The sequence below is a fragment of the Pseudomonas sp. Pdm06 genome, from assembly GCF_014851795.1.
GTDB classification, from domain to species: domain Bacteria; phylum Pseudomonadota; class Gammaproteobacteria; order Pseudomonadales; family Pseudomonadaceae; genus Aquipseudomonas; species Aquipseudomonas fluorescens_AA.
Map to the genome: position 1 here is coordinate 207,621 of NZ_JACVAH010000002.1, position 20,320 is coordinate 227,940.

Here is a 20,320-nt window from a genome sequence, read left to right on the forward strand (position 1 = left end):
CAACGCGACACGCTTTTATTCGTCCAAGAGATCGCGGTAGCGGGGATGCCAGCCTATTTCTTTGGCATTCGAAAAATCGTGATATGTCCCGCGGACAAAAAAACCAGGGGAGTCGACATCGTTGAGTTTGGCGGTCGCTGCCATGCATTTCAGATGTAATAGCTGGCCCTTATCGACCTCACTGGCTGAGGCGGATTGCAGGCGTACCTCTTTGTTGAACAATTTCCACTGGGTGAGCAGGCTTTGCTTGAACTCATCGAACTCAGGCTCATACACCAAGCCTTTCGCCCCCCAGTTCACTTTGTTGGTCTTCGAGTGCAGGAAATCAGTCATAGCCTGCAAGCCCTCCTCCTGCTCCTCGATCAGCTCCAACTGGCGGATCAGGATGTGTGCGCTGGAGCGACTCTTTTCGACCTCATCTGCTGGCGGCGCTGGCAGGGCGTACTTGAGAAGATGATTGAAGGAGAATCGAGTATTAAACGTCGACATGCGATCGCTGAATTCATCACGAGAGATCGCAGGGTATTTTCGCTGACTGATTAATCCGTCGGAGGTGTTTTTCACCCACCCCACAGCTGTGTCGCAAGCGTCATCCAAGAACTCGTTGGGTACAGTCAGGGCGAGATGATCCTTGATCCTCTCGACCAATTGATCATTGCCCGTTTCGAGCTCAAAGGCCATTACGAGTGCTGCCAATTTTTCCCTATCGTATGCAAGAAAGCGCTCAATGTAGGGCTTGCAGCCTTCATGCTGCTCGGTTTCGTAATCCTCCTTAATGCTTTGCACCACCATGTCGACTTGCGCCGGGGTGTGGGCATAGTGAAGCGCGCTGGCGTACTCCCCCTTCTTCTCTTGAAGGACGTAGATCCGGAAAAGCGTCTTGGCGGGGTCGACTGCCCCAACCTCGATAGCCTCAATCCAGTTCGAGAAAGTCTTCCACAGATCGACAGAGAAATTCGCAATCGGGTTCGTGGCTAGACCGCTTTTGGATTGTTCAAGCAGCCGCGTACCGTCGGGCAGAACTACATCGACATCATCGAGCACTTCAAGCGCCACAAAGGAACCGCGGGGTGCCTCGCAGAGATGCAGGCACATCCGAGTGGCCTGCAACGAGTAGCCTAGGTACGAGCCTGGCCTGCTGGACTTCAGTAGCGGACTTTGCATCTCTGCCGGAGTGGTTGGCGAACCCATTGAGTGTTTCTCATCCCTGCCTTGACGTAAGACTCACCCTCGCGGTGCTTACACCGCTTCTGGATTTGAAGCGAGACCTCCAAGCAAAGAAAGGCGCCGGGCGATTTCAAATCGCCATCATGGTAGCGCAACTGGGAGAGAATTTGAAACCAGAACCCTTACCCCCATCATTTGCCAACAAGCGGCCAAGCCTGCATTTGCCAGATCATCTGACATCGTATAGCGATATGTAACTGTCGACCTAACACCCCACCTCAGGCAGATTACGGGTTTAGACATCTACCGTTTGCGGAACTCGACTCACACTCACCCTTTCCTGAATTAGCTGAAGACCAAAATGAGCGCACTCCTCCTTCACGCACCTCAAAATCAAGCCTTCCTGGCAGACGTTGGCAAGTACATCGTAGAGCTTGAAGGTTGCATCAAGCGACATGCTTTTTTTACCGCTGCCCGGGCTGAGGGTCTGCTGTCAGCTCGTGATAGTTGCGCCTTTTTCACTGAGTGCATGGCGGCGTTGGAAAGCGCGTTCGCAACCGACCTAAATTCCTATTCGACAATGCGGTGGATGTACTACCTACGTCGGTTACCACACAGGGTATTCGAAGGTGAACTGGCTTCCACTGCTCCTAATGCACGAGCATTGATCGAGGTCTATGCCAATCGCAGCGGCAAAGCCGAACCAGCGACTTATGGAAGCCGAGGCTTCGTATTTTCGGTCAACGAAAGCACCCTACGACACATCGCGCGCTTTATAGCCTTCATCACAATCATTTATGACTTGCAAGTTGGATTCCGGTTGGCGAGTAAAGGGTACGACTATGCATTCCCTGCCACTTCCTCACGAACGCCAAGGAATGGGTCGGTAAGGGCCCCCCTAACCCACAAACCAATGGCCAGCCCTGCCCCTACTGTCCTGCCTCAGCGCGTGGAAAACGCGCTGGTGGAGTCCGCAGTCCGAATCTATGATCAGCGCCACGACCGCCATCGACGTACGTTCCTAGGCGCAGTGATGAGCCAGACAGGCTTGGCCCATGATGAATCTGCAACAGCAGACCATGCCCCAGAGCTCGACGTTTCCCGCGCTTACTGGGGGTTGCTCAGCGAAGAGGTCTCTATTTCCCCTCAGTCCTTTCTTGAGGACCACGCCCATGCTGCTCACTTCGGTGACGACGGGAAAATAATGGCGAGGTTTGGCCCGAGCACTCTAGATCTAAGTCGCATTTTCGAACTCTACCGATTACCCGCGATGGCGGAAGTAGGCGTGGACACCCACACTTCACTGTGTTTGATCGTGCTAATGCTCGGCGGGCGCTGGCTGCAGCACAGCCGTTACTCAGTGCTTCGCACTATGGAGCTTGGTTACTTCATTACTAAGCTTGAGCACTGGAGCACTTTTGGCGAGGAAGAGTATGCGGCAGTGTGCAGCGAAATCAGAGCGGCTCTACCACAGTTTGTGGCGCCTGCCGACTTCAGCGCCTTCCGCAATGGTTGCGCAACATTCAAGGGAGAGGTATGGCCTACAGCACACGGAGCCCCGGCAAAAGCAACCAACGACTACATGTGCATCGATATGTGGGCTGCCTCCATGGGTTTCCTGGCATGGCTGCAGTTCCCCAAGGTGCAGGGTAACGTTGCGAACACGCGCGCAACCAGGTTCGAGGACGTTGTTCAGGATGCAATTGATCGAACGCAGTGGGGTCATAGTCAGCACCGCGTGATGAGGCAACGCACGCTCCGAGCCCATGGCCAAAACCTGACCGATATCGACGCAATCGGATCGTATAAAGACGCCCTTCTCATTGTTTCGTGCAAAAGCATCCCCTACACCCGCGATTACGACCAAGGAACTCATAGAGCTATCCGGAATGCTGCGTCAACAGTGGATCAAGGCGTCGAGTTTTGGAGTGATATTGTCGATACACTCACGGCAAATCCAACGGGCGAAAATTTCGATTTCTCGCGCTACAAGCGCATCATCGGCGTGCTCTGCACTCCATTTGCGGTCTATACAAGCGATGCGAAGGCTTTGTCCATGACAGTGGACGAGCTGCGGTGGGCGTCCTCTCTGGACGAACTCATGAGTTTTCTTGAAGGATAGTTCAGTGTTCCGGCCTGGCGAGGCAGGGCATCTCATGTGAGCGCAAGGGATCGACGGCGGTGACCAGCGGCGTTGCTCCACTGCCAAACGCAGCGACATGAATTACGCCTATTGGTTGCTGGATGATGCTCAAAGATATGCCCTAGCTACTAAAGCAAGCGCAGCACCTGACAACCGAGGCTGCGACGCTGAAGAACCGCGCCATCACTGACCACAGAATCGTGATGCCGCGCTTCGACAAACGCGTGAAAACCTACGCCTTGATTATGACGCAGGTTTTCGGCGCGGTGTTTGCTTCATCTCTGTGAGGTATAACTAAGGCTGGCGAGCGAGATAATGCGATCTGCTCGCGCCAGCACGGGCGCATCGATCATCCGGCCATCCATCTTGAACGCCCCCTGTTGATTCACCGCGGCCTCACGGACACGCCGCACCCAGCCCACCTCTTCAAGAGCAGGCGCAAGGCTTTCGTGAATCACGGAGATCTGGGACGGGTGGATGCAAAGCACACCGCCGAATCCGATCCCGTGGGAGTTCTTCACTGATGCAGCCAAACCGGACACATCCGCGATAGCCGGGTAGACACCATCCAGGGGCGGCTCCAAGCCATTGAGCTTCGAGTGTGCAAGATAACGCCGGCGCGCAGCGTATTGAGCATGCTCTGTCCGCCTTGAGTCCCCTCCTTCAAAGCCAGATCCACGGCCATGTCGATCGAACCAAAGCAAAGCCGCTCCACGCCTGGCGTTGCACTCAGCAGTGACAGTGTCGCAGCCCCGATGGCGGTTTCAATGATCAGCCAGAGCGGCTTACCGCACTTAATGTATTGATGCCGCTCACAGAGAGGGGGGACGAATTCTAGCGATATTCGCTTGAAATCAAAAGGCCGTCACTCTCTGCCCTCGCCCGCGTTTTTCCATTGACGAGGCTGAGGGATGAGCTGGAGCGACTGTGTCTGGACTGATGGATACCGAGCGCGTTCGACCTGCTAAAGGGACATGGCTCGCAATCACCCGCTAAACACTCGGCACCCGGCGTAACGAAGCACGCTGGACAGGCATCTGCTGCCAAGCCAGCTGCGCCTGAACAATGGCGACCGCCTCCAGCACTTTATGCGCCCAGCCCTCATCTTCCGGATGCACCACGACGACGCGAAAGCCGTGGTCATCACCTTCAATCTGCACGCCTTCGGAATCATCGACGTGCAAATCGATATCGAACGCCGGCGGATATTTCGAGGGTGCATTCGACAGCCCATGGACCGTTAGCGCTTGATTGTGCAGCACGCTATTGACCACGCCGTCGACGCGGATGCCGTAGAGCAACAGCCAACGCCGGATGTAGGACGGCGTGCGACCGGACGACGTATAGACCCAGATGCTGCAATCCTGGCGGCGCAGTTCTCGGATCAGGGAGCGTGTGCCCCTGCGCAACGGCTCACCCAGCCAGCGATGAATACAGGCCGGCAATCGGCTTTGTTCGACTTCGCAGTGGTGGAGTTGGCAGGCGAGCGTGTCATCGATATCAAACGAAATGCGTATGCGCTGCCGCCTGGACATCTGCATCGGGATAGCCCAGCGGATGGCCTGCCCTGCCCGGCTGCCGAGGGTTTTGCATTTGGCGAACGCTGAATTCCCACGCATCAATGGCCACCCTGAAAGATGGGCAAAGGCTTGCCTTTGAGAAAGAACTTCATCGGGTCAGGCGCTTGTTCTTCCAGGAAGGCTGCGTATTTTTTCTTGATCTTGGGCAGTTCGTACAACGCCTTGACTCCATGTTTGGCAGAGTTGCGTATGACCGATGACGGGTTGAAGTAGCCTTTGGCGTTTTCCAGCGTCAACACGAAAGGTGGCAAGCCCGCGCGCATGAGCAGGTAGCTGACGATGAGCGACCCACTGCGGTTGTTCCCTTCAATGAACAACTGCGGCTTGCTGAGAATGCGCACATAGACGCCAGCCGCCCGCTTCCAGACGGATTCGCTACGATACGTGCAATACCAATTGAACAAGTCCTTGATGCCTCCCTCAACGTTGTTGAAGAAATGCGCCTCGGTCGCGGCCAGGTGCTGGGCGTATTCCAAGCGGCGCGTCGGGTCTCGGCCACAAAGCACCGTGGCGTTGATCTCGAGCATCAGGTTCAGTTGCTGAAGGTCAAATAGATCGACGCCGCGGGCGGCATAGTCGTCAATCAACGCGTAGCCTTCAAGCACGTTCTGCAGTACTTCGTCGGTCAAGGGATCGCGTGGCTCCGTGAAGTGCCGGCTGAGCTCGGCAAAGCGATTTTGCACTTCGCGCAGTGCATGTTCAATCGCAGGCAAATCAAGGCGATGCGTAGCAGGCATTGGTGCTCCTTGGAAACGCTTGGTAAATGTCTACCGGATGCCCGCCAAATCCATTTGGCTTCTGCAGGTATGCGGCCTTGACCGGATGGGTGGCTTAGCTGAACTTGCCGCTGATGTAATCGCCGGTCATCTGTTCACGTGGGTTGTCGAAAATCTGCGTTGTTGGACCCATCTCAACCAGATAGCCGGTGCGCGTGCCCTGGGAAATATCCACCGAGAAGAACGCCGTCGTGTCAGCGACACGGATGGCTTGCTGCATGTTGTGGGTGACCAGCGCGATGGTGTAATCCTTCTTCAGCTCGACCATCAGTTCCTCGACCCGCCGGGTAGCGATCGGGTCGAGTGCCGAACACGGCTCATCCAACAGCAGGACTTCCGGCTCGGTGGCGATGGCGCGGGCGATGCACAGGCGTTGTTGCTGGCCGCCGGAGAGCGACAGGCCGCTGACCTTGAGCTTGTCCTTGACTTCATCCCACAGGGCGGCGCCTTGCAACGCATGCTTGACCCGATCGCCTATATCGCCTTTGTAGCGGTTGAGGCGCAGGCCAAACGCGACGTTGTCGAAGATGCTCATCGAGAACGGGTTCGGCTGTTGGAACACCATGCCGATGTAACGGCGCACGACCACCGGATCAACGCCCTTGCCATAGACATCTTGTCCAAGGAAGTGCACGTGGCCTTCGAAACGGAAACCTTTCACCAGATCGTTCATCCGGTTAAGGCTGCGCAGCACGGTACTCTTGCCGCAGCCGGATGGCCCGATGAAACCGGTGATCTTGTTTTTCTCGATCGGCACATGGCTGTCACGTACCGCCATGAAGTTGCCGTAGAAAATCTTGTCCAGTTTGCAGTCCATGACTACAGGCGCCTGGGTGACAAACGGAGCGGCTATTTGCGCAGTGGATACGTTCAAGATCAGATGCTCCCGTTCTTAATACTTGGGCTTGCCGAAGATACGGCTGATGATATTCACGACCAGCACGATCATCACCAGCACCAGTGAGGCCGCCCATGCGAGCTCGAGCTGGTTGTCGAACGGCATGCCGGAGAAGTTGTAGATCAGCACGGCAAGCGATGCCGTCGGGTTCATGACCTCGAGGCTGCCTTGGTGGTAGATCCAGTAGTTGCTGAACAGCGCGGTGAACAACAGCGGCGCTGTTTCGCCCGCGGCCCGTGCTACCGCCAGCATGACGCCGGTCAGGATCGCCGGCATGCCGGTGGGCAAGACGATTTTCCAGATCACCTGCGAGCGCGTGCAGCCCATGCCATAGGCGGCATCTTTCATGATCTTGGGCACCATCCGCATCGACTCTTCCGCCGTCAGCACGACGATCGGCAGCATCAGGACTGCCAGCGCCACGCCACCGGCCGGTGCTGAATAAGTGCCGGTGGTCATCACCACCAGGGCGTAAGCAAATACCCCGGCCAGAATCGATGGCAACCCCGTGAGCATCTTGGCGGCAAAGCGCGCAGCGTTCGCCAGCTTGCTGTCCGGCCCCAGTTCAGCCAGGAAAATCGCCGCCATGATGCCGACCGGCACCGCGATTGCCGCCGCGATACCCACCATCACAAAGGTACCTGCCATCGCGTTGCCGAAGCCCCCGCCCATCTCAAAGCCAGTCGGCGGCAGTTCGGTGAAGACTTCCAGGTTCAGGCGAGCGCCGCCGCGGGTGATCAGCATGTAGAGCACGGAAATCAACGGTACGCTGGCCAGCAGCGCCCCGCCCCAGACCAGGGTGGTCAGGATCAGGCTGCGCAGGGCGCGGCCCTCGAACTTGCGCTGCAGGCTGGGCATCGCGCCTGCTGGAGCCGTCAAGTCTGTTGCAGCAGTCAGGTCGGTCATCACTTATTACCCCGTTGGGCGTACATCATGATCAAGGAGCCGAAGACGTTCACGATCAACGTGATCAACATCAGCACCAGTGCGGCATACATCAACACCTCGATCTCGTTCGGCCCGGCTTCGGGGAAGTTCAGGGCCAGCAAGGCCGCCAGGGTGTTGGCCGGTGCGAACAGCGAAAGGGAAATGTTATTCGCGTTGCCTACCAGCATGGCCAGCGCCATCGTTTCACCCAACGCGCGTCCCAGGCCAAGTACCAAAGAACCGAAAATGCCCGTGGCGGCCGACGGCACCATCACCTTGAGAATCGCTTCCCAGTGGGTGGTCCCCATGCCGTAGGCGGCCTGCTTGGTTTTCATCGGTACGCCCGTGAGCGCATCCTGCGAAACAGCGGCAATGGTTGGAAGAATCATGATGGCGAGCACCAACGCCGCAGGAAGCAGCCCCGGCCCGCTCAAGGATGTGCCGAAAAATGGCACCCAGCCGAGTTCGCTGTTCAACCAGGTCGTCAGTGGCCGAATCGCCGGGATCACTACGTAGATCCCCCACAGGCCGTAGACGACGCTGGGGATGGCCGCGAGTAATTCGACAATGGTGCGGAAAATGGCGGCGAGCTTGGGAGGCAGGAAGTCCTGGGTCAGGAAAATCGCCATGCTGACGCCGAAAAAGCCCGCGATCAGCAATGCGATGAAGGCGCTGTAGAGCGTGCCCCAGATAGCCGGCAGGATGCCGTATTTACCCTGGTTCACGTCCCAGACGGTGCCTAGGAGAACATCGAACCCGTGCTTTTCCATGCCAGGCAGCGCCTTGCGTCCCACTTCGAACACGAGGGCAAATACCAACGCCAGAACCAGAATGACCCCAATACGCGCAAGCGCACGAAAGGTGCGATCAACCAGGAAGTCCTTCGCGGACGGTGGTTGGCAGGCAGAATCTGGATTAACCGGTACGACAAAGGGTTTGTTCATTGGCTAAGTCCGGAACAAGGGGGAAACTCTCCCGGCATGGCTGACAGCACACGCCGAGAGAGGCCTCAGGCGTTACTGAATGTTGGCGGACGCTTTGCGAACCTGCTCGACAACCGACTGCGGCAACGGGATGTAACCCATCGAGTCGGCAATTTTCTGCCCTTCGGTCAGGCTGTATTCGACCATTTCACGCATGGCCTTGGCCTTGGCCGGGTTGCCGTTGTCCTTACGGAAAATCATCCAGGTGTAGGACGTGATCGGGTACGACTTGGCGCCGTCTGGATCAGGCAACCAGGACACCAGGCTATCCGGCATCTTCACCGCTGCCAGCGCCTCGGCACCACTCTCGGCGTTTGGCACGACGTAGTGGCCGGCCTTGTTCTGCAACTGGGCGAAGTCAACCTTGGCAAGTTTGGCGAAGCCGTATTCGATGTAGCCAATCGCGCCCGGCGTCTGGCGCACAGTAGCCGTCACGCCATCGTTCTTCGGCGACTTGATGAACTTGTCACTGGCCGGCCAGTTGACGGTGTTGCCCTCCCCCAGCGCCTGCTTGAACTCCGGATTGATGGTCGCCAAGTGCTTGGTGAATACCGCGGTCGTACCGCTGGAATCCGCACGCACAACCACCGTGATCGGCGTATCGGACAGTTTCAGGTCCGGGTTGGCAGCGACGATCTGCGGATCGTTCCAGCGGGTGATTTTGCCCAGGAAAATGTTGGAGTACACATCGCGTGGCAACTTCAAGCCTTTAGGATTGCCCGGCAGGTTATAGGCCAGCACGATTTCCCCGGCGGTCATCGGCAGCAACTGCACGCCTTCGGCAACCTTGGCGATATCTTCGTCTTTCATTGCCGAGTCACTGGCGGCGAAATCAACGGTTTTATTCAGGAAGTCCTGTACACCCGCGCCGCTGCCCTTGGATTGGTAATCCACGGTGACACCTTCGGATTTCTTGCTGAAATCCTTGAACCAGGTCAGGTAGATCGGCGCCGGGAAACTCGCGCCAGAACCCGTCAGACGGACGCTTTCTGCAGCGAACGACGCCGAAGTGGCACCAAGAGAAAGCGTAACGGCGAGCGCAACAGACTTCATCAAACTTTTCATTGAAAGAAATTCCTTGTGATGACGGGCTGGGGAACTCTGCAACAGTCGTGTTACGTTTTTATGAACATCGAATTGCAAAAGGGGACAAATGTCCCCGTTTTGCGCCACCGCACCGACGTGAAAAGCTCGCGCACACCCACGCCCCGGCGTTTGCGCAGGGCATGAAGAAGTTGAGTTCACACGCCGATTGATCGGATCGCAATGCCGAGGCGCATTGATTCCGGCAGCGCTGGGGCTGCTTGCAGGTCGTAAGGAGCCGTTCGAGGGATTGCCGTCATGGACGGCTGGCGCTGGGACGTATCAGTGGCGCAACAACCTACGCAGCGGAACCCCATCCTTGAGCACGGGGGATTTGATGACGATGTAACTGAAGTACTTGGAAATGCCGATGTTCTTGTCCAGCAACCCTTCGATCACTTCCTGGTAATGCTGGATGCTGCACGTCATGAAGCGCACCAGGTAATCGTAACCGCCGCTGATCAAATGGCACTCCAGCACCTCATCGACCAAGCGAATATTGGATTCGAACTTGGCGAAGTCTTCCCGCTTGTGGTCGCTCAGAGTGACTTCAGTGAAGACCGTGACCGAGTCAGTGATCTTGGCCAGGTTGAGATGAGCCCTGTAGCCGGAAATATAACCGGCCGACTCGAGCCGCTTGACTCGCTGCAGGCAGGGGCTGGATGACAGGCCCACGGCATCGGCGAGACTGACGTTGGTCATTCGACCGTCCTTTTGAAGTTCAACAAGGATACTGATATCAATTCGGTCTAGTTTTATTAAACCTTCCATCGGGTACCCCTCGGTTGTCTTCAGGTTGACAGTGGTTTTAGCAAATTCAACGCCGCAAAGATAGCTGATGCTGAGCGACGAGGTCGGCCATGCTGGTGATGTAGAAATCGGCGGAATATTCTTGATTATCAGGCTCATGGCCACGGCGGATCAGGCACAGGCCAGCCGATTTTGGCGGGGACGCGGGTGGCCTGGACACTTGCATGATGTTTTCAGGCTTGAGCTTGTTCGCCAGCAACCATGCCTCGTCCTCCAATGGATTGTTGGCGCGGGAATGCAGGCCCTCGGGGGGAATTCCCAAGCGCTCGCAGAGCGGGTCACGGTCCTCGGCATCACGATCGCAATACACCAGCAGCCGGTAGAATTTGCGCAGGTACAACATGGCACCGGGCGCGTCCTCGAACAGCGACCAGTTGCTGGCCGAACGGGCAAAGCTCATGCCCTCCTCCCAACTGACCTTGAGCCCCAGGCGCTCTGCCAGTTGACGATGGGCAAAGCACAACAAACCACTGAAGCCCAGTTCGGAAAAACGCGGATAGAGCCCGCGGACCGCCTCGTCGAACTCAGCCAGCACCGCTTCCCTGCCAGGCGTGCCCGGATGGTTGTCGAGCAAAGGTTGCAGGGCCGTCCAGACACCGGAATCCCGATCGACCAGGACTTCGTCGCAATCGATCAGCAGCGCACGATAATCAGTCAGGTGCATGTGTGTCGCCTCCCATGATGCATTCATCAATCCATATGCGCTAAATGCCCCCGGTCGGCACATCGCTACTGCGGGCCGACCGAGACCTGAGATTAATCCAACACGCGCAGCAATGCTGCTTCAAGAATGGTCAGTGCTTCGTCGATCTGACTTTCTTCGGTGACCAGGGGCGCCAGGAAGCGCAGGACATTTCGGTGCACCCCGCATTTGATCACCAACAGCCCGCCGACCCTGGCCTGGTCGATCAGTTGTTGGGTGAGTTCGGCATCGGGGCTGCGGGCCTCATCGTCCTTGATCAATTCGATGGCCAGCATGAAGCCAGTACCGCGCACGTCACCGATGCGCGGGTGACGTGCTTGCAAGCGCAGCAGGCCCTGACGCAGCCGCTCGCCCAGGACCTGGCCACGCTCGAGCAACTGCTCCTGTTCGTAAGCGTCGATCACCGCCAGCGCCGCGGCACAGGACAAGGCGTTGCCGCCATAGGTGCCGCCAAGACCACCAGGCAATGGCGCGTCCATGATGTGCGCACGCCCCACCACGCCCGAAATGGGCAAGCCACCTGCCAGACTCTTGGCGACGGTGACCAGGTCCGGCTGAATGCCAGCGTGCTGAAAACCGAACCATTTGCCGGTACGCCCGAAGCCCGTCTGGATTTCATCGAGGATGAGCACGATGCCGTGTTGCTCGGTGAGGGTCCGCAGCGCCTGGAGAAACTCGGGCGGTGCGCAAAGGAAGCCGCCGTCGCCCTGCACCGGCTCGATGATGATCGCCGCGACGCGATCCGGAGCGACTTGGGTCGCCAGCAACTCATTCAGGGCCTGCAACGCCATCTCGCTGCTGAAACCACGATAGGCATTCGGGTATGGCGTATGGAAGACCTCCGGTGCGAAGGGCCCGAAGTTCTGCTTGTAGGGCTGGCTCATGCCCGTCAGCGTCGTCCCCAGCAAGGTACGCCCATGAAAACCGCCACGAAAGGAAATGACCGCGGGACGATTGGTATGGGCGCGGGCGATCTTCACCGCGTTCTCCACCGCCTCCGCGCCAGAGGTGAACAGCGCCGCCTTGTAGGCTTGCTGACCACCTACCAACTCGCACAGGCGCTTGACCAGGTCGAGATAGGGCTTATAGGCCACCACCTGGAAGCAAGCATGGCTGACCTTTTGCAATTGGGCCTGCACGGCCGCGACTACCTTCGGATGATTGTGACCGATGTTCAAGACGCCAATGCCGCCGACGAAGTCCAGGTAGCGCGCCCCATCCACGTCCCACACTTCAGCCCCCTGGGCCCGGTCGATGACCAGCGGATGTGCGGTGACCAGACCCCGGGGCACGAATTGATCGCGTTGGCGGAGCAAGCTTGGGGTTTCTTCGACTTTACTGTTCATGGCATCTCCCACAGTGAACCAGGCAACCGGGAAACGGCTGCGATGTGTTCCACAGGTTAAGCGTTCGACGCGATTGTCTAAGCCGAACTTGGGCTCTGGGAAATTCGGATCGACTGTTTTCACCCCGGCAAACAGCAGAATCCTTCAGCCGCCTCCAGTGCCATGGAATCTGCCGGCAGACGCCCCATACAACGCAGCGATGTGTGATTACGCAGGCTCTTTTGATACATCCTGCTTTGCCACTCGGGCATGCTGGAGGTTCCCTATCCAGTACGAGAAGTGACCCATGGCCCTGCTTTATAAAGCCGACCCGGTACGCGGCGAACAATGGAAGCGTCTATTCGCCGAGCACGCACCGGATATCGAATGGCGTGCCTGGCCGGACATCGGCGATCCGAAGGATATTCGCTACCTCGCCGCCTGGCAGGCGCCGGACGACCTCGAAACACGGCTGCCAAACCTGGAGGTGCTGTTCGCCTTGTCGGCCGGGGTCGACCAGCTTGACCTTGATCGCCTGCCCACGTCCCTGCCGGTGGTCCGGCTACTCGACCCCGGCATCACCCGGGGCATGTGCGAGTACGCCAGTTTCGCCGTGCTCAGCCTGCACCGGGACATGCTCCGTTATCGCCAGCAACAGGTCGCCCGGTGCTGGCAGGCGCACTTGCTGCAGCCGGCGGCCCAACGTCGGGTCGGTGTCATGGGACTAGGCATGCAGGCCCGGCAGATCCTGGCCACTTTGCAGACCTTTGGCTTCGCCTTATCCGGTTGGGCACGCAGCGAACACCGCATCGCCGGGGTGGATTGCTTTGCCGGTGACGAACAGCTCCCGGCGTTCCTCGGCCAATGCGACATCGTGCTGTGTGTCTTGCCATTGACCGAGCAGACCAGAGGGATTCTCAACCGCCAGTTGTTCCACCATCTGCCCAAGGGGGCAGCCCTGGTCAACATGGGCCGCGGCGGGCACCTGATAGAAGAGGATCTGCTCGAGGCCCTAGCCAGCGGCCAGCTCAGTGCCGCGGTGCTCGACGTATTGCAACAGGAACCGGCCGCGCCGGATCACCCGTTCTGGCAGCATCCACAAATATTGCTGACGCCGCATATCGCGGCGATGACCCAGCCCGAAAGTGCCTTTGGCGTGTTGCTGGACAATATCCGCCGCCATCAGCGCGGCGAATCGATGCTCGGCCAGATTGACCCTCAGCGACGTTATTGACCCGCGCTTGTCATGCACCTACGAGAAAAACACCGACGAAAAATCCGCTGATATTTGCTGCTGAGCCTGGTCCCGATTTGAGCAATAACTGCGGCGCGCGAAGCCGCAACTTATGCAATCTACCGAATCAATGTCCGCCTCTTGTCAGGCCTGGTGGCAGGTGAGATACCAACACTTTCAGCGGAGAAATCCGACCGGTCACGCTCCCTGTCCATGGAGATCTGTCATGTCCAACACGCAACGCCCCGCCTTTACCTATCGCCCCATGACGCCTGCCGATGTGACATCGGCTCATGCCTTGTCCGTGCAGTTGAAGTGGCCCCACCGCCTGGAAGACTGGGCCATGCTGCAGCGTGTCTCGCACGGTTTTGTCGCAGAGGACGAAGGCCGCCTGATCGGTACGGCGTTCACCTGCCCGCAGGGTGATTACGCCACGATCGGCCTGGTGATCGTCAGCGATGAGTACCAGGGCCAGGGCATCGGTCGCAAACTGATGGAGCTGGCACTCCAGGCGTGCGGTTCACAGACCCCCATGCTCAATGCGACGCTGGCGGGCGCACCTCTTTATGTCAGCCAGGGATTCGTCGACTTTGGGCATATCCAACAACACCAAGGAAACGTATTGCCCCCTGCCCCCACGGACCTGTCATCCAGTGAGCGCTTGCGCCACCTGACCGAAGCCGATCGAAACGACGTGATCGAACTCGCCAACGCTGGCAGCGGCCTGGACAGGCATGCCGTGCTCAACGATCTGTTCGAGAGTGTCGAAGACGTCGTGGGGATCGAGCGTGAGGGTCAATTGCGAGCGTTCGCCCTCCTGCGTTCCTTCGGTCGTGGTCGTTACATCGGCCCGGTCGTTGCGGAAAATCCAGAGCAGGCCAAGCACCTGATCACGGTGTTGTTGGCTCAAGTGCCGGATGCTTTCGTGCGCATGGATGTACTGCCCGACAGCGGGCTCGGTTCCTGGCTGGAAGAAGCCGGGCTGAAACAGGTCGACACCGTCGCACAAATGGTTCGTGGGACCCCACCCCAGGCCAGCGATGGCGTACACCAGTTTGCGCTGGTGACCCAGGCCATCGGCTGACACCCCACTCACAGCGACACTATCCACTCTCCCGGAGTAACACCCTCATGCTAGAACCCACCGCCGTGCTGCTCGCACATGCCAACGGCACTCCCGCGTCAACAGCATTCACCTGCGGCTCATTGGGCGCCAACGATCCTTTCGACAGGCAGACTGCTTATGTCGGGACGGATGACATTGCTGCCGGTGTCGTCCAGGCGAGCGGACAATTCAGCAGCGATCGGTACCCTTACAGTGAAACGATTGTGGTCCACGCGGGACGCGTCATCTTGCAGAGCCAGGATCACGCGCTCGAACTCAATCCGGGTGACAGCGCCGTGATCGCCCGTGGTACATCGGTTCAGATCGACGCGCTACCTGGCTCGTTCTGGGCATTCTGTGCCGATACCCAGTCTGTTGAAGCCGGTACTGTCGGACTGACCGCCCTCCCCCCATACACCCTGCTCTCCCCTTCGACGCCTCCGAGTGAAGAATTCCTGCTGAGCCCGACACCGCAATGTCGCTCGAACAACGTGTTCGTCGAGGACGCGACCAACCTGCGCATCGGCATCTGGGACTCGACACCCTATACCCGCAAGGCGCGGCCACACACGATGCATGAACTGATGCACCTGATCGAGGGCAGCATCATTCTCCAGAACGCCGATGGTTCTGAACTGGCGGTCAACACGGGCGATACGGTGTTCGTGCCTCGAGGCGCCCCCTGCGCCTGGAAGAGCAGCGTCTATGTGCGCAAGTTCTACGTCTGCAAGTGATGTCTGGCGGGGCTTTTTTGGGTTGCTGAGGCCGCGCTCCCCCTGTGGGAGCGAGCTTGCTCGCGATGGCGGTGGTTCAGTCACATGGGTGCTGGGCTTGCTGGCCCCATCGCGAGAGAGCTCGGCTCCCACATGGGTTCTTCGGTACCCACAGATTCAGCATCCGCCCGCAATCCCTTGTGGGAGCTGAGCTTGCTCGCGATGGCGGTGGTTCAGTCATATGGATGCTGGGCTTGCTGGCCTCATCGCGAGCGAGCTCGGCTCCCACATAGGTTCTTCGGCACCCACAGATTCAGCATCCGCCCGCAATCCCTTGTGGGAGCTGAGCTTGCTCGCGATGGCGGTGGTCCGGTCACATGGATGCTGGGTTTACTGGCCTCATCGCGAGCGAGCTCGGCTCCCACATGGGTTCTTCGGTACCCACAGATTCAGCATCCGCCCGCAATCCCTTGTGGGAACCGAGCTTGCTCGCGATGGCGGTGGTCCGGTCACATGGATGCTGGGTTTACTGGCCTCATCGCGAGCGAGCTCGGCTCCCACATGGGTTCTTCGGTGCCCACAGATTCAGCATCCGCCCGCAATCCCTTGTGGGAGCTGAGCTTGCTCGCGATGGCGGTGGTTCAGTCACATGGATGCTGGGCTTGCTGGCCTCATCGCGAGCGAGCTCGGCTCCCACATAGGTTCTTCGGCACCCACAGATTCAGCATCCGCCCGCAATCCCTTGTGGGAGCTGAGCTTGCTCGCGATGGCGGTGGTTCAGTCATATGGATGTTGAGCTTACTGACCCCATCGCGAGCAAGCTCGCTCCCACAAGGGGAGCGCGGTGTACATGAGGTCTGTGGCTTCTGGAAATCCAATGTGGGAGCGAGCTTGCTCGCGATGCTCAGTTCAAAGCGCCATCGCAATAGCCTGACCCACATCCTGGGTCGAGCCCTGCCCGCCTAGATCAGGTGTGATCGGCCCCTCGGCGATCACCTGCTCGATGGCCCTGAGAATTCCATCATGGGCCGCACGGTAGCGCTCATCGCCATTGCCGAGGAAGTCCAGCATCAAGGCGCCGGACCAGATCATCGCAATCGGGTTGGCGATGTTCCGTCCATAGATATCCGGCGCCGAGCCATGGACCGGTTCGAACAACGAGGGAAAACGGCGCTCCGGGTCGAGGTTGGCCGAAGGGGCGATGCCGATGGTGCCGGCGCAGGCAGGGCCCAGGTCGGACAGGATGTCGCCGAACAGATTCGACGCCACGACCACATCGAAGCGGTCGGGTTGAAGCACGAAGCGCGCGCAGAGGATATCGATGTGTTGCTTGTCCCAGGTGACGTCCGGGTACTGCTGCGCCATGAGCGCGGTGCGTTCGTCCCAGTACGGCATGCTGATGGAGATGCCGTTGGACTTGGTCGCCGCGGTCAGGCGTTTGCGCGGCCGGGTCTGGGCCAGGTCGAAAGCGAACTTGAGAATCCGGTCCACGCCGCGGCGAGTGAACACCGACTCCTGCAGCACGAACTCATGTTCGGTGCCTTCGAACATCTTGCCGCCGATCGAGGAATACTCGCCCTCGGTGTTTTCGCGGATCACCACGAAGTCGATGTCCCCGGCTTCGCGTCCGGCCAGCGGGCACGGTACACCGGGAAACAGCCGCACCGGCCGGATGTTCACGTATTGGTCGAAGTCCCGGCGAAACTTCAGCAGCGACCCCCACAGGGAAATGTGATCAGGCACCTTGTCCGGCCAGCCCACGGCGCCAAAGTAGATCGCGTCGAAGTCCTTGAGCTGCGCAAACCAGTCGGCGGGCATCATCTGCCCGTGTTCCAGGTAATAATCGCAGTGAGCCCAGTCGAGCACTTCGATGCTCAAATCCAATTGCCATTTCTTCGCGGCCTGCTCCAATACCCGCAGCCCTTCCGGCAAGACTTCCTTACCGATGCCGTCGCCGGCAATCGCAGCGATTCTGAATGGTTTGCTCATCAACCGTGCCTCCTCTCTTCAAATGCTGACCGGATCACAAGCCACCCATGTGGAAGGCTTTGACTTCAAGGAACTCGTCCAGGCCATATTTGCTGCCTTCACGCCCCAGCCCCGATTGCTTGATACCGCCAAAGGGAGCGACGTCCATGGAAATGAGCCCGGTATTGAGCCCGACCATGCCGAACTCCAGCGCCTCGCCAAACCGCCATGAGCGGCGCAAGTCCTGGGTGAAGAAATAGGCGGCCAAGCCGTAAGGCGTTGCGTTGGCCGAGGCCAGCGCCTCTTCTTCGGTGCTGAAACGCATCAACGGCGCAACGGGACCGAAGGTCTCTTCATTGGCCAGCAGCATTCCGGCATGGGCCTCACCGAGCACCGTCGGCTGGACGAACTGGCTGTCGCCCTTGGGGATTTCACCACAGAGTAGACGAGCGCCCTGACTCAAGGCCTCGTCGATATGTCGAGCGACCTTGCTGACCGCCGCCGTATTGATCAGTGGGCCTATGTTTACGCCGGCATCCAGGCCATCGCCGACCTTGAGCTTGCCCACCTCCTCCACCAGGCGCTGGGCGAAGCGCTCGTAGATCCCATCCTGCACCAGGATCCGGTTGGCGCAGACGCAGGTCTGCCCGGCGTTGCGGAATTTGCTGAGCATGATGCCGGTCACGGCCTGCTCCAGGTCCGCGTCGTCGAACACGATGAACGGCGCGTTACCGCCCAGCTCCAGGCTCAAGCGCTTGATGTGTTCGGCGCTCTGGCGCATCAGCAGGCGACCGACCGCCGTGGACCCGGTGAAAGACAGCTTGCGCACTGTCGGGTTGCCGGTCAGCTCTTCACCAATGCCGGCGGGCATGCCAGTCACGACGTTGAACACCCCGGCCGGAATCCCGACCCGCTCGGCCAACACCGCCAGAGCCAGAGCTGACAGCGGGGTCAGGTCCGACGGCTTGACCACGATCGTGCAGCCGGCGGCCAGGGCGGGCGCGCACTTGCGGGTGATCATTGCGTTGGGGAAGTTCCACGGGGTGATCGCGGCGCAAACACCGACCGGTTGCTTGAGGGTCAGCAAGCGGCGATCACCGCTGGGGGCCTGGATGGTTTCACCGTAGACCCGTCGGGCTTCTTCGGCGAACCATTTGACGAAGCTGGCACCGTAGCGAATTTCCCCCTGGGCTTCCGCCAGCGGCTTGCCCTGTTCGCAGGTCAAGATCAACGCCAGGTCATCGAGGTTGTCGATCATGGCCTGATACCAGCGATCCAGCAGCGCCGCCCGCTCTGCCGCCGGACGTGCACGCCAGGCCGGCCAGGCACGGTCGGCGGCTTCGACGGCGCGCCGGGTTTCACTGCCTTGTATCGCGGGGACCCTGGCGAGCACTTCGCCGGTGGCCGGGTTGATAACGTCCACAGTCGCGGCGTTGTCGGCGCCGACCCACTGACCGTCGATGTAAGCGCGTTCTACCAGCAGGCTGGGGTCTTTCAGGCGATTCTTGAGCATGGTGTCGGGTCCTGTTTTGAGACAGCCTTCAGTCTATTGTTTCGCCCTGGACGAGGATGCTGAAAACGCCGGCCCTACAGCCGTGAATGCTGAAAATCAGCCTTCGACGGCATGCTCTACCGTGGGTGGGGATTGATCGCCGTACGCCTCGATCAGGCGTGAAACCCACGGGGTTGCGGGCGTGGTGAGGGAGTGTTCAATCAGGCAGACGGAATACTAGCGGTGCATTGAGCCCACTAACCCTTGCAGGAAGCGCTCGCCAGCGTCCATCTGGCTGATTTCGATGAACTCGTCAGGCTTGTGCGCCTGTTCTATCGAGCCTGGCCCGCAGACCACCACCGGCACATCCAGGCGTTGTTTGAACAATCCGCCCTCGGTGCCGAATGAGACCTTGGCCGTGCCGGTGTCCGGGGCGGCAAAGTTTTTCAGGAAACGCACCGCTTCGACGCTCGGGTGGGTATCGAGGCCCGGATAGACATTCAGGGTCTCGATTTCGATAGCGGCCACGCTGGAGAGCTTCCTGGCTTCGCCGACGATCAGTTCGGCTCGCTCACGCATCTGTTCCAGGAACCCGTCCAGGTCGTCCGCCGGCAAGTTACGCACTTCGAAGTCCAGGGTGCACAAGTTGGGCACGATGTTCAGCGCCTTGCCGCCGACAATCTGTCCCACATGCACGGTGCTGTAGGGCACGTCGTAATCGGTATCCCGGGCGCCCTGCTCTTGCAACTGCTGCTGGCTCAGGCGCAGCGCGGCAATGAAATCGCAGGCCACGTGAATCGCATTGACCGAGCGCGGTGCCAGGGAGGAATGCGCTTCCAGGCCGCGACAGTAAGTACGGTAGGAACCCTTGCCCTTGTGCCCGAGCACGAACTGCATATTGGTTGGCTCGCCGATGACGCACAGAAACGGCCGGACCGGTGCCAGGTGCAGCACATCGAGCAAACGACGCACCCCCACGCAACCGATCTCTTCGTCATGGGACAGGGCCAATTGCAATGGCCGGCTCAATGGCTGCTCGGTGGCCTCGAGCATGGCGTCGACAGCCAATGCGATAAAACCCTTCATGTCGCAACTGCCACGGCCATAAATCCGCCCGTCCTGCACCGTCGCCTCGAAGGCAGGAAAGGTCCAGGCCTGCCCCGCCGCCGGCACTACGTCGGTATGCCCGGACAGCAGGATCCCCGGCACGTCCCGGGGCCCGGTGCTGGCAAACAGATTGGCTTTCTTGCCGCTTTCATCCTGGACGATCAGTGACTCGATGCCCTTGGTCAGCAGCAGATCGCGCACGTACTCGATCAAGGCCATGTTCGATTCCGAAGAGACGGTATCGAAGGCCATCAGTCGTTTGAGAATGTCCAACACGCGGGGTTTCATGAGGCCTTGCTCCGTTGC

The 20,320-nt window shown here is 59.1% G+C and carries 18 protein-coding genes; 4 read left to right on the forward strand and 14 right to left on the reverse strand.

Annotated features, from left to right (window positions below):
• Positions 1-15: 15 nt before the first annotated feature.
• Positions 16-1,095: an ABC-three component system protein gene (locus IB266_RS04090; protein ID WP_192260266.1), complete on the reverse strand. Its 1,080-nt coding sequence runs from the start codon at positions 1,093-1,095 to the stop codon at positions 16-18.
• A gap of 433 nt (positions 1,096-1,528) precedes the next feature.
• On the opposite strand from IB266_RS04090, the gene IB266_RS04095 reads away from it, so the two are divergent.
• On the forward strand, positions 1,529-3,289 hold the full coding sequence (locus IB266_RS04095; RefSeq protein ID WP_192260267.1) for a hypothetical protein: 1,761 nt from the start codon (positions 1,529-1,531) through the stop codon (positions 3,287-3,289).
• A gap of 296 nt (positions 3,290-3,585) precedes the next feature.
• Here IB266_RS04095 and IB266_RS04100 read toward each other — a convergent pair whose 3' ends face one another.
• From IB266_RS04100 to gabT, 10 genes are all read right to left on the reverse strand, one after another.
• A complete protein-coding gene (locus IB266_RS04100; RefSeq protein WP_192260268.1) occupies positions 3,586-3,894 on the reverse strand; it encodes a hypothetical protein in 309 nt (102 codons plus the stop codon).
• A gap of 408 nt (positions 3,895-4,302) precedes the next feature.
• Entirely contained in the window at positions 4,303-4,929 is a 627-nt protein-coding gene (locus IB266_RS04105) for a hypothetical protein (protein ID WP_412548283.1), read from the reverse strand.
• Entirely contained in the window at positions 4,929-5,627 is a 699-nt protein-coding gene (locus IB266_RS04110) for a hypothetical protein (RefSeq protein WP_192260269.1), read from the reverse strand. The genes IB266_RS04105 and IB266_RS04110 overlap by 1 nt, the downstream gene beginning before the upstream one ends.
• A gap of 94 nt (positions 5,628-5,721) precedes the next feature.
• On the reverse strand, positions 5,722-6,483 hold the full coding sequence (gene pstB / locus IB266_RS04115; RefSeq protein WP_025214260.1) for a phosphate ABC transporter ATP-binding protein PstB: 762 nt from the start codon (positions 6,481-6,483) through the stop codon (positions 5,722-5,724).
• Between the two features lie 75 nt (positions 6,484-6,558).
• On the reverse strand, positions 6,559-7,470 hold the full coding sequence (gene pstA, locus IB266_RS04120) for a phosphate ABC transporter permease PstA (RefSeq protein ID WP_060742349.1): 912 nt from the start codon (positions 7,468-7,470) through the stop codon (positions 6,559-6,561).
• A complete protein-coding gene (gene pstC, locus IB266_RS04125) occupies positions 7,470-8,435 on the reverse strand; it encodes a phosphate ABC transporter permease subunit PstC (protein ID WP_060742350.1) in 966 nt (321 codons plus the stop codon). Before pstC ends, pstA begins: the two co-directional genes overlap by 1 nt.
• Before the next feature lie 72 nt (positions 8,436-8,507).
• Positions 8,508-9,539 (reverse strand): phosphate ABC transporter substrate-binding protein PstS, encoded by a 1,032-nt coding sequence (gene pstS, locus IB266_RS04130; protein ID WP_192260270.1) that lies wholly within the window; start codon positions 9,537-9,539, stop codon positions 8,508-8,510.
• Positions 9,540-9,839: 300 nt separating this feature from the next.
• Positions 9,840-10,328: an Lrp/AsnC family transcriptional regulator gene (locus tag IB266_RS04135; RefSeq protein ID WP_060742352.1), complete on the reverse strand. Its 489-nt coding sequence runs from the start codon at positions 10,326-10,328 to the stop codon at positions 9,840-9,842.
• Between the two features lie 46 nt (positions 10,329-10,374).
• A complete protein-coding gene (locus IB266_RS04140; RefSeq protein WP_192260271.1) occupies positions 10,375-11,031 on the reverse strand; it encodes an HAD family hydrolase in 657 nt (218 codons plus the stop codon).
• Positions 11,032-11,123: 92 nt separating this feature from the next.
• A complete protein-coding gene (gene gabT, locus IB266_RS04145; protein ID WP_192260272.1) occupies positions 11,124-12,416 on the reverse strand; it encodes a 4-aminobutyrate--2-oxoglutarate transaminase in 1,293 nt (430 codons plus the stop codon).
• Positions 12,417-12,702: 286 nt separating this feature from the next.
• Here gabT and IB266_RS04150 point away from each other — a divergent pair, with 286 nt between their 5' ends.
• The 3 genes from IB266_RS04150 (at position 12,703) to IB266_RS04160 (ending at position 15,468) form a co-directional block, all read left to right on the forward strand.
• A complete protein-coding gene (locus IB266_RS04150; RefSeq protein ID WP_192260273.1) occupies positions 12,703-13,629 on the forward strand; it encodes a 2-hydroxyacid dehydrogenase in 927 nt (308 codons plus the stop codon).
• Between the two features lie 226 nt (positions 13,630-13,855).
• Positions 13,856-14,713, forward strand: coding sequence for a GNAT family N-acetyltransferase (locus tag IB266_RS04155; protein ID WP_192260274.1), 858 nt, complete (start codon positions 13,856-13,858; stop codon positions 14,711-14,713).
• A 47-nt stretch (positions 14,714-14,760) separates the two neighbouring features.
• Positions 14,761-15,468, forward strand: a complete 708-nt coding sequence (locus tag IB266_RS04160; RefSeq protein ID WP_192260275.1) for a cupin domain-containing protein — start codon at positions 14,761-14,763, stop codon at positions 15,466-15,468.
• A gap of 888 nt (positions 15,469-16,356) precedes the next feature.
• On the opposite strand, the gene IB266_RS04165 is transcribed toward IB266_RS04160, so the two are convergent.
• The 3 genes from IB266_RS04165 to argE all read right to left on the reverse strand — a co-directional run bounded on the left by IB266_RS04165 (position 16,357) and on the right by argE (position 20,302).
• Positions 16,357-17,436 carry a tartrate dehydrogenase gene (locus IB266_RS04165; RefSeq protein WP_060742358.1) on the reverse strand — a complete coding sequence of 360 codons (1,080 nt, stop codon included), beginning with the start codon at positions 17,434-17,436 and terminating at the stop codon, positions 16,357-16,359.
• A gap of 34 nt (positions 17,437-17,470) precedes the next feature.
• Complete coding sequence (locus IB266_RS04170) at positions 17,471-18,928, reverse strand: NAD-dependent succinate-semialdehyde dehydrogenase (RefSeq protein WP_060742359.1); 1,458 nt, start codon at positions 18,926-18,928, stop codon at positions 17,471-17,473.
• A gap of 216 nt (positions 18,929-19,144) precedes the next feature.
• On the reverse strand, positions 19,145-20,302 hold the full coding sequence (gene argE / locus IB266_RS04175) for an acetylornithine deacetylase (protein ID WP_060742360.1): 1,158 nt from the start codon (positions 20,300-20,302) through the stop codon (positions 19,145-19,147).
• Positions 20,303-20,320: the final 18 nt, after the last annotated feature.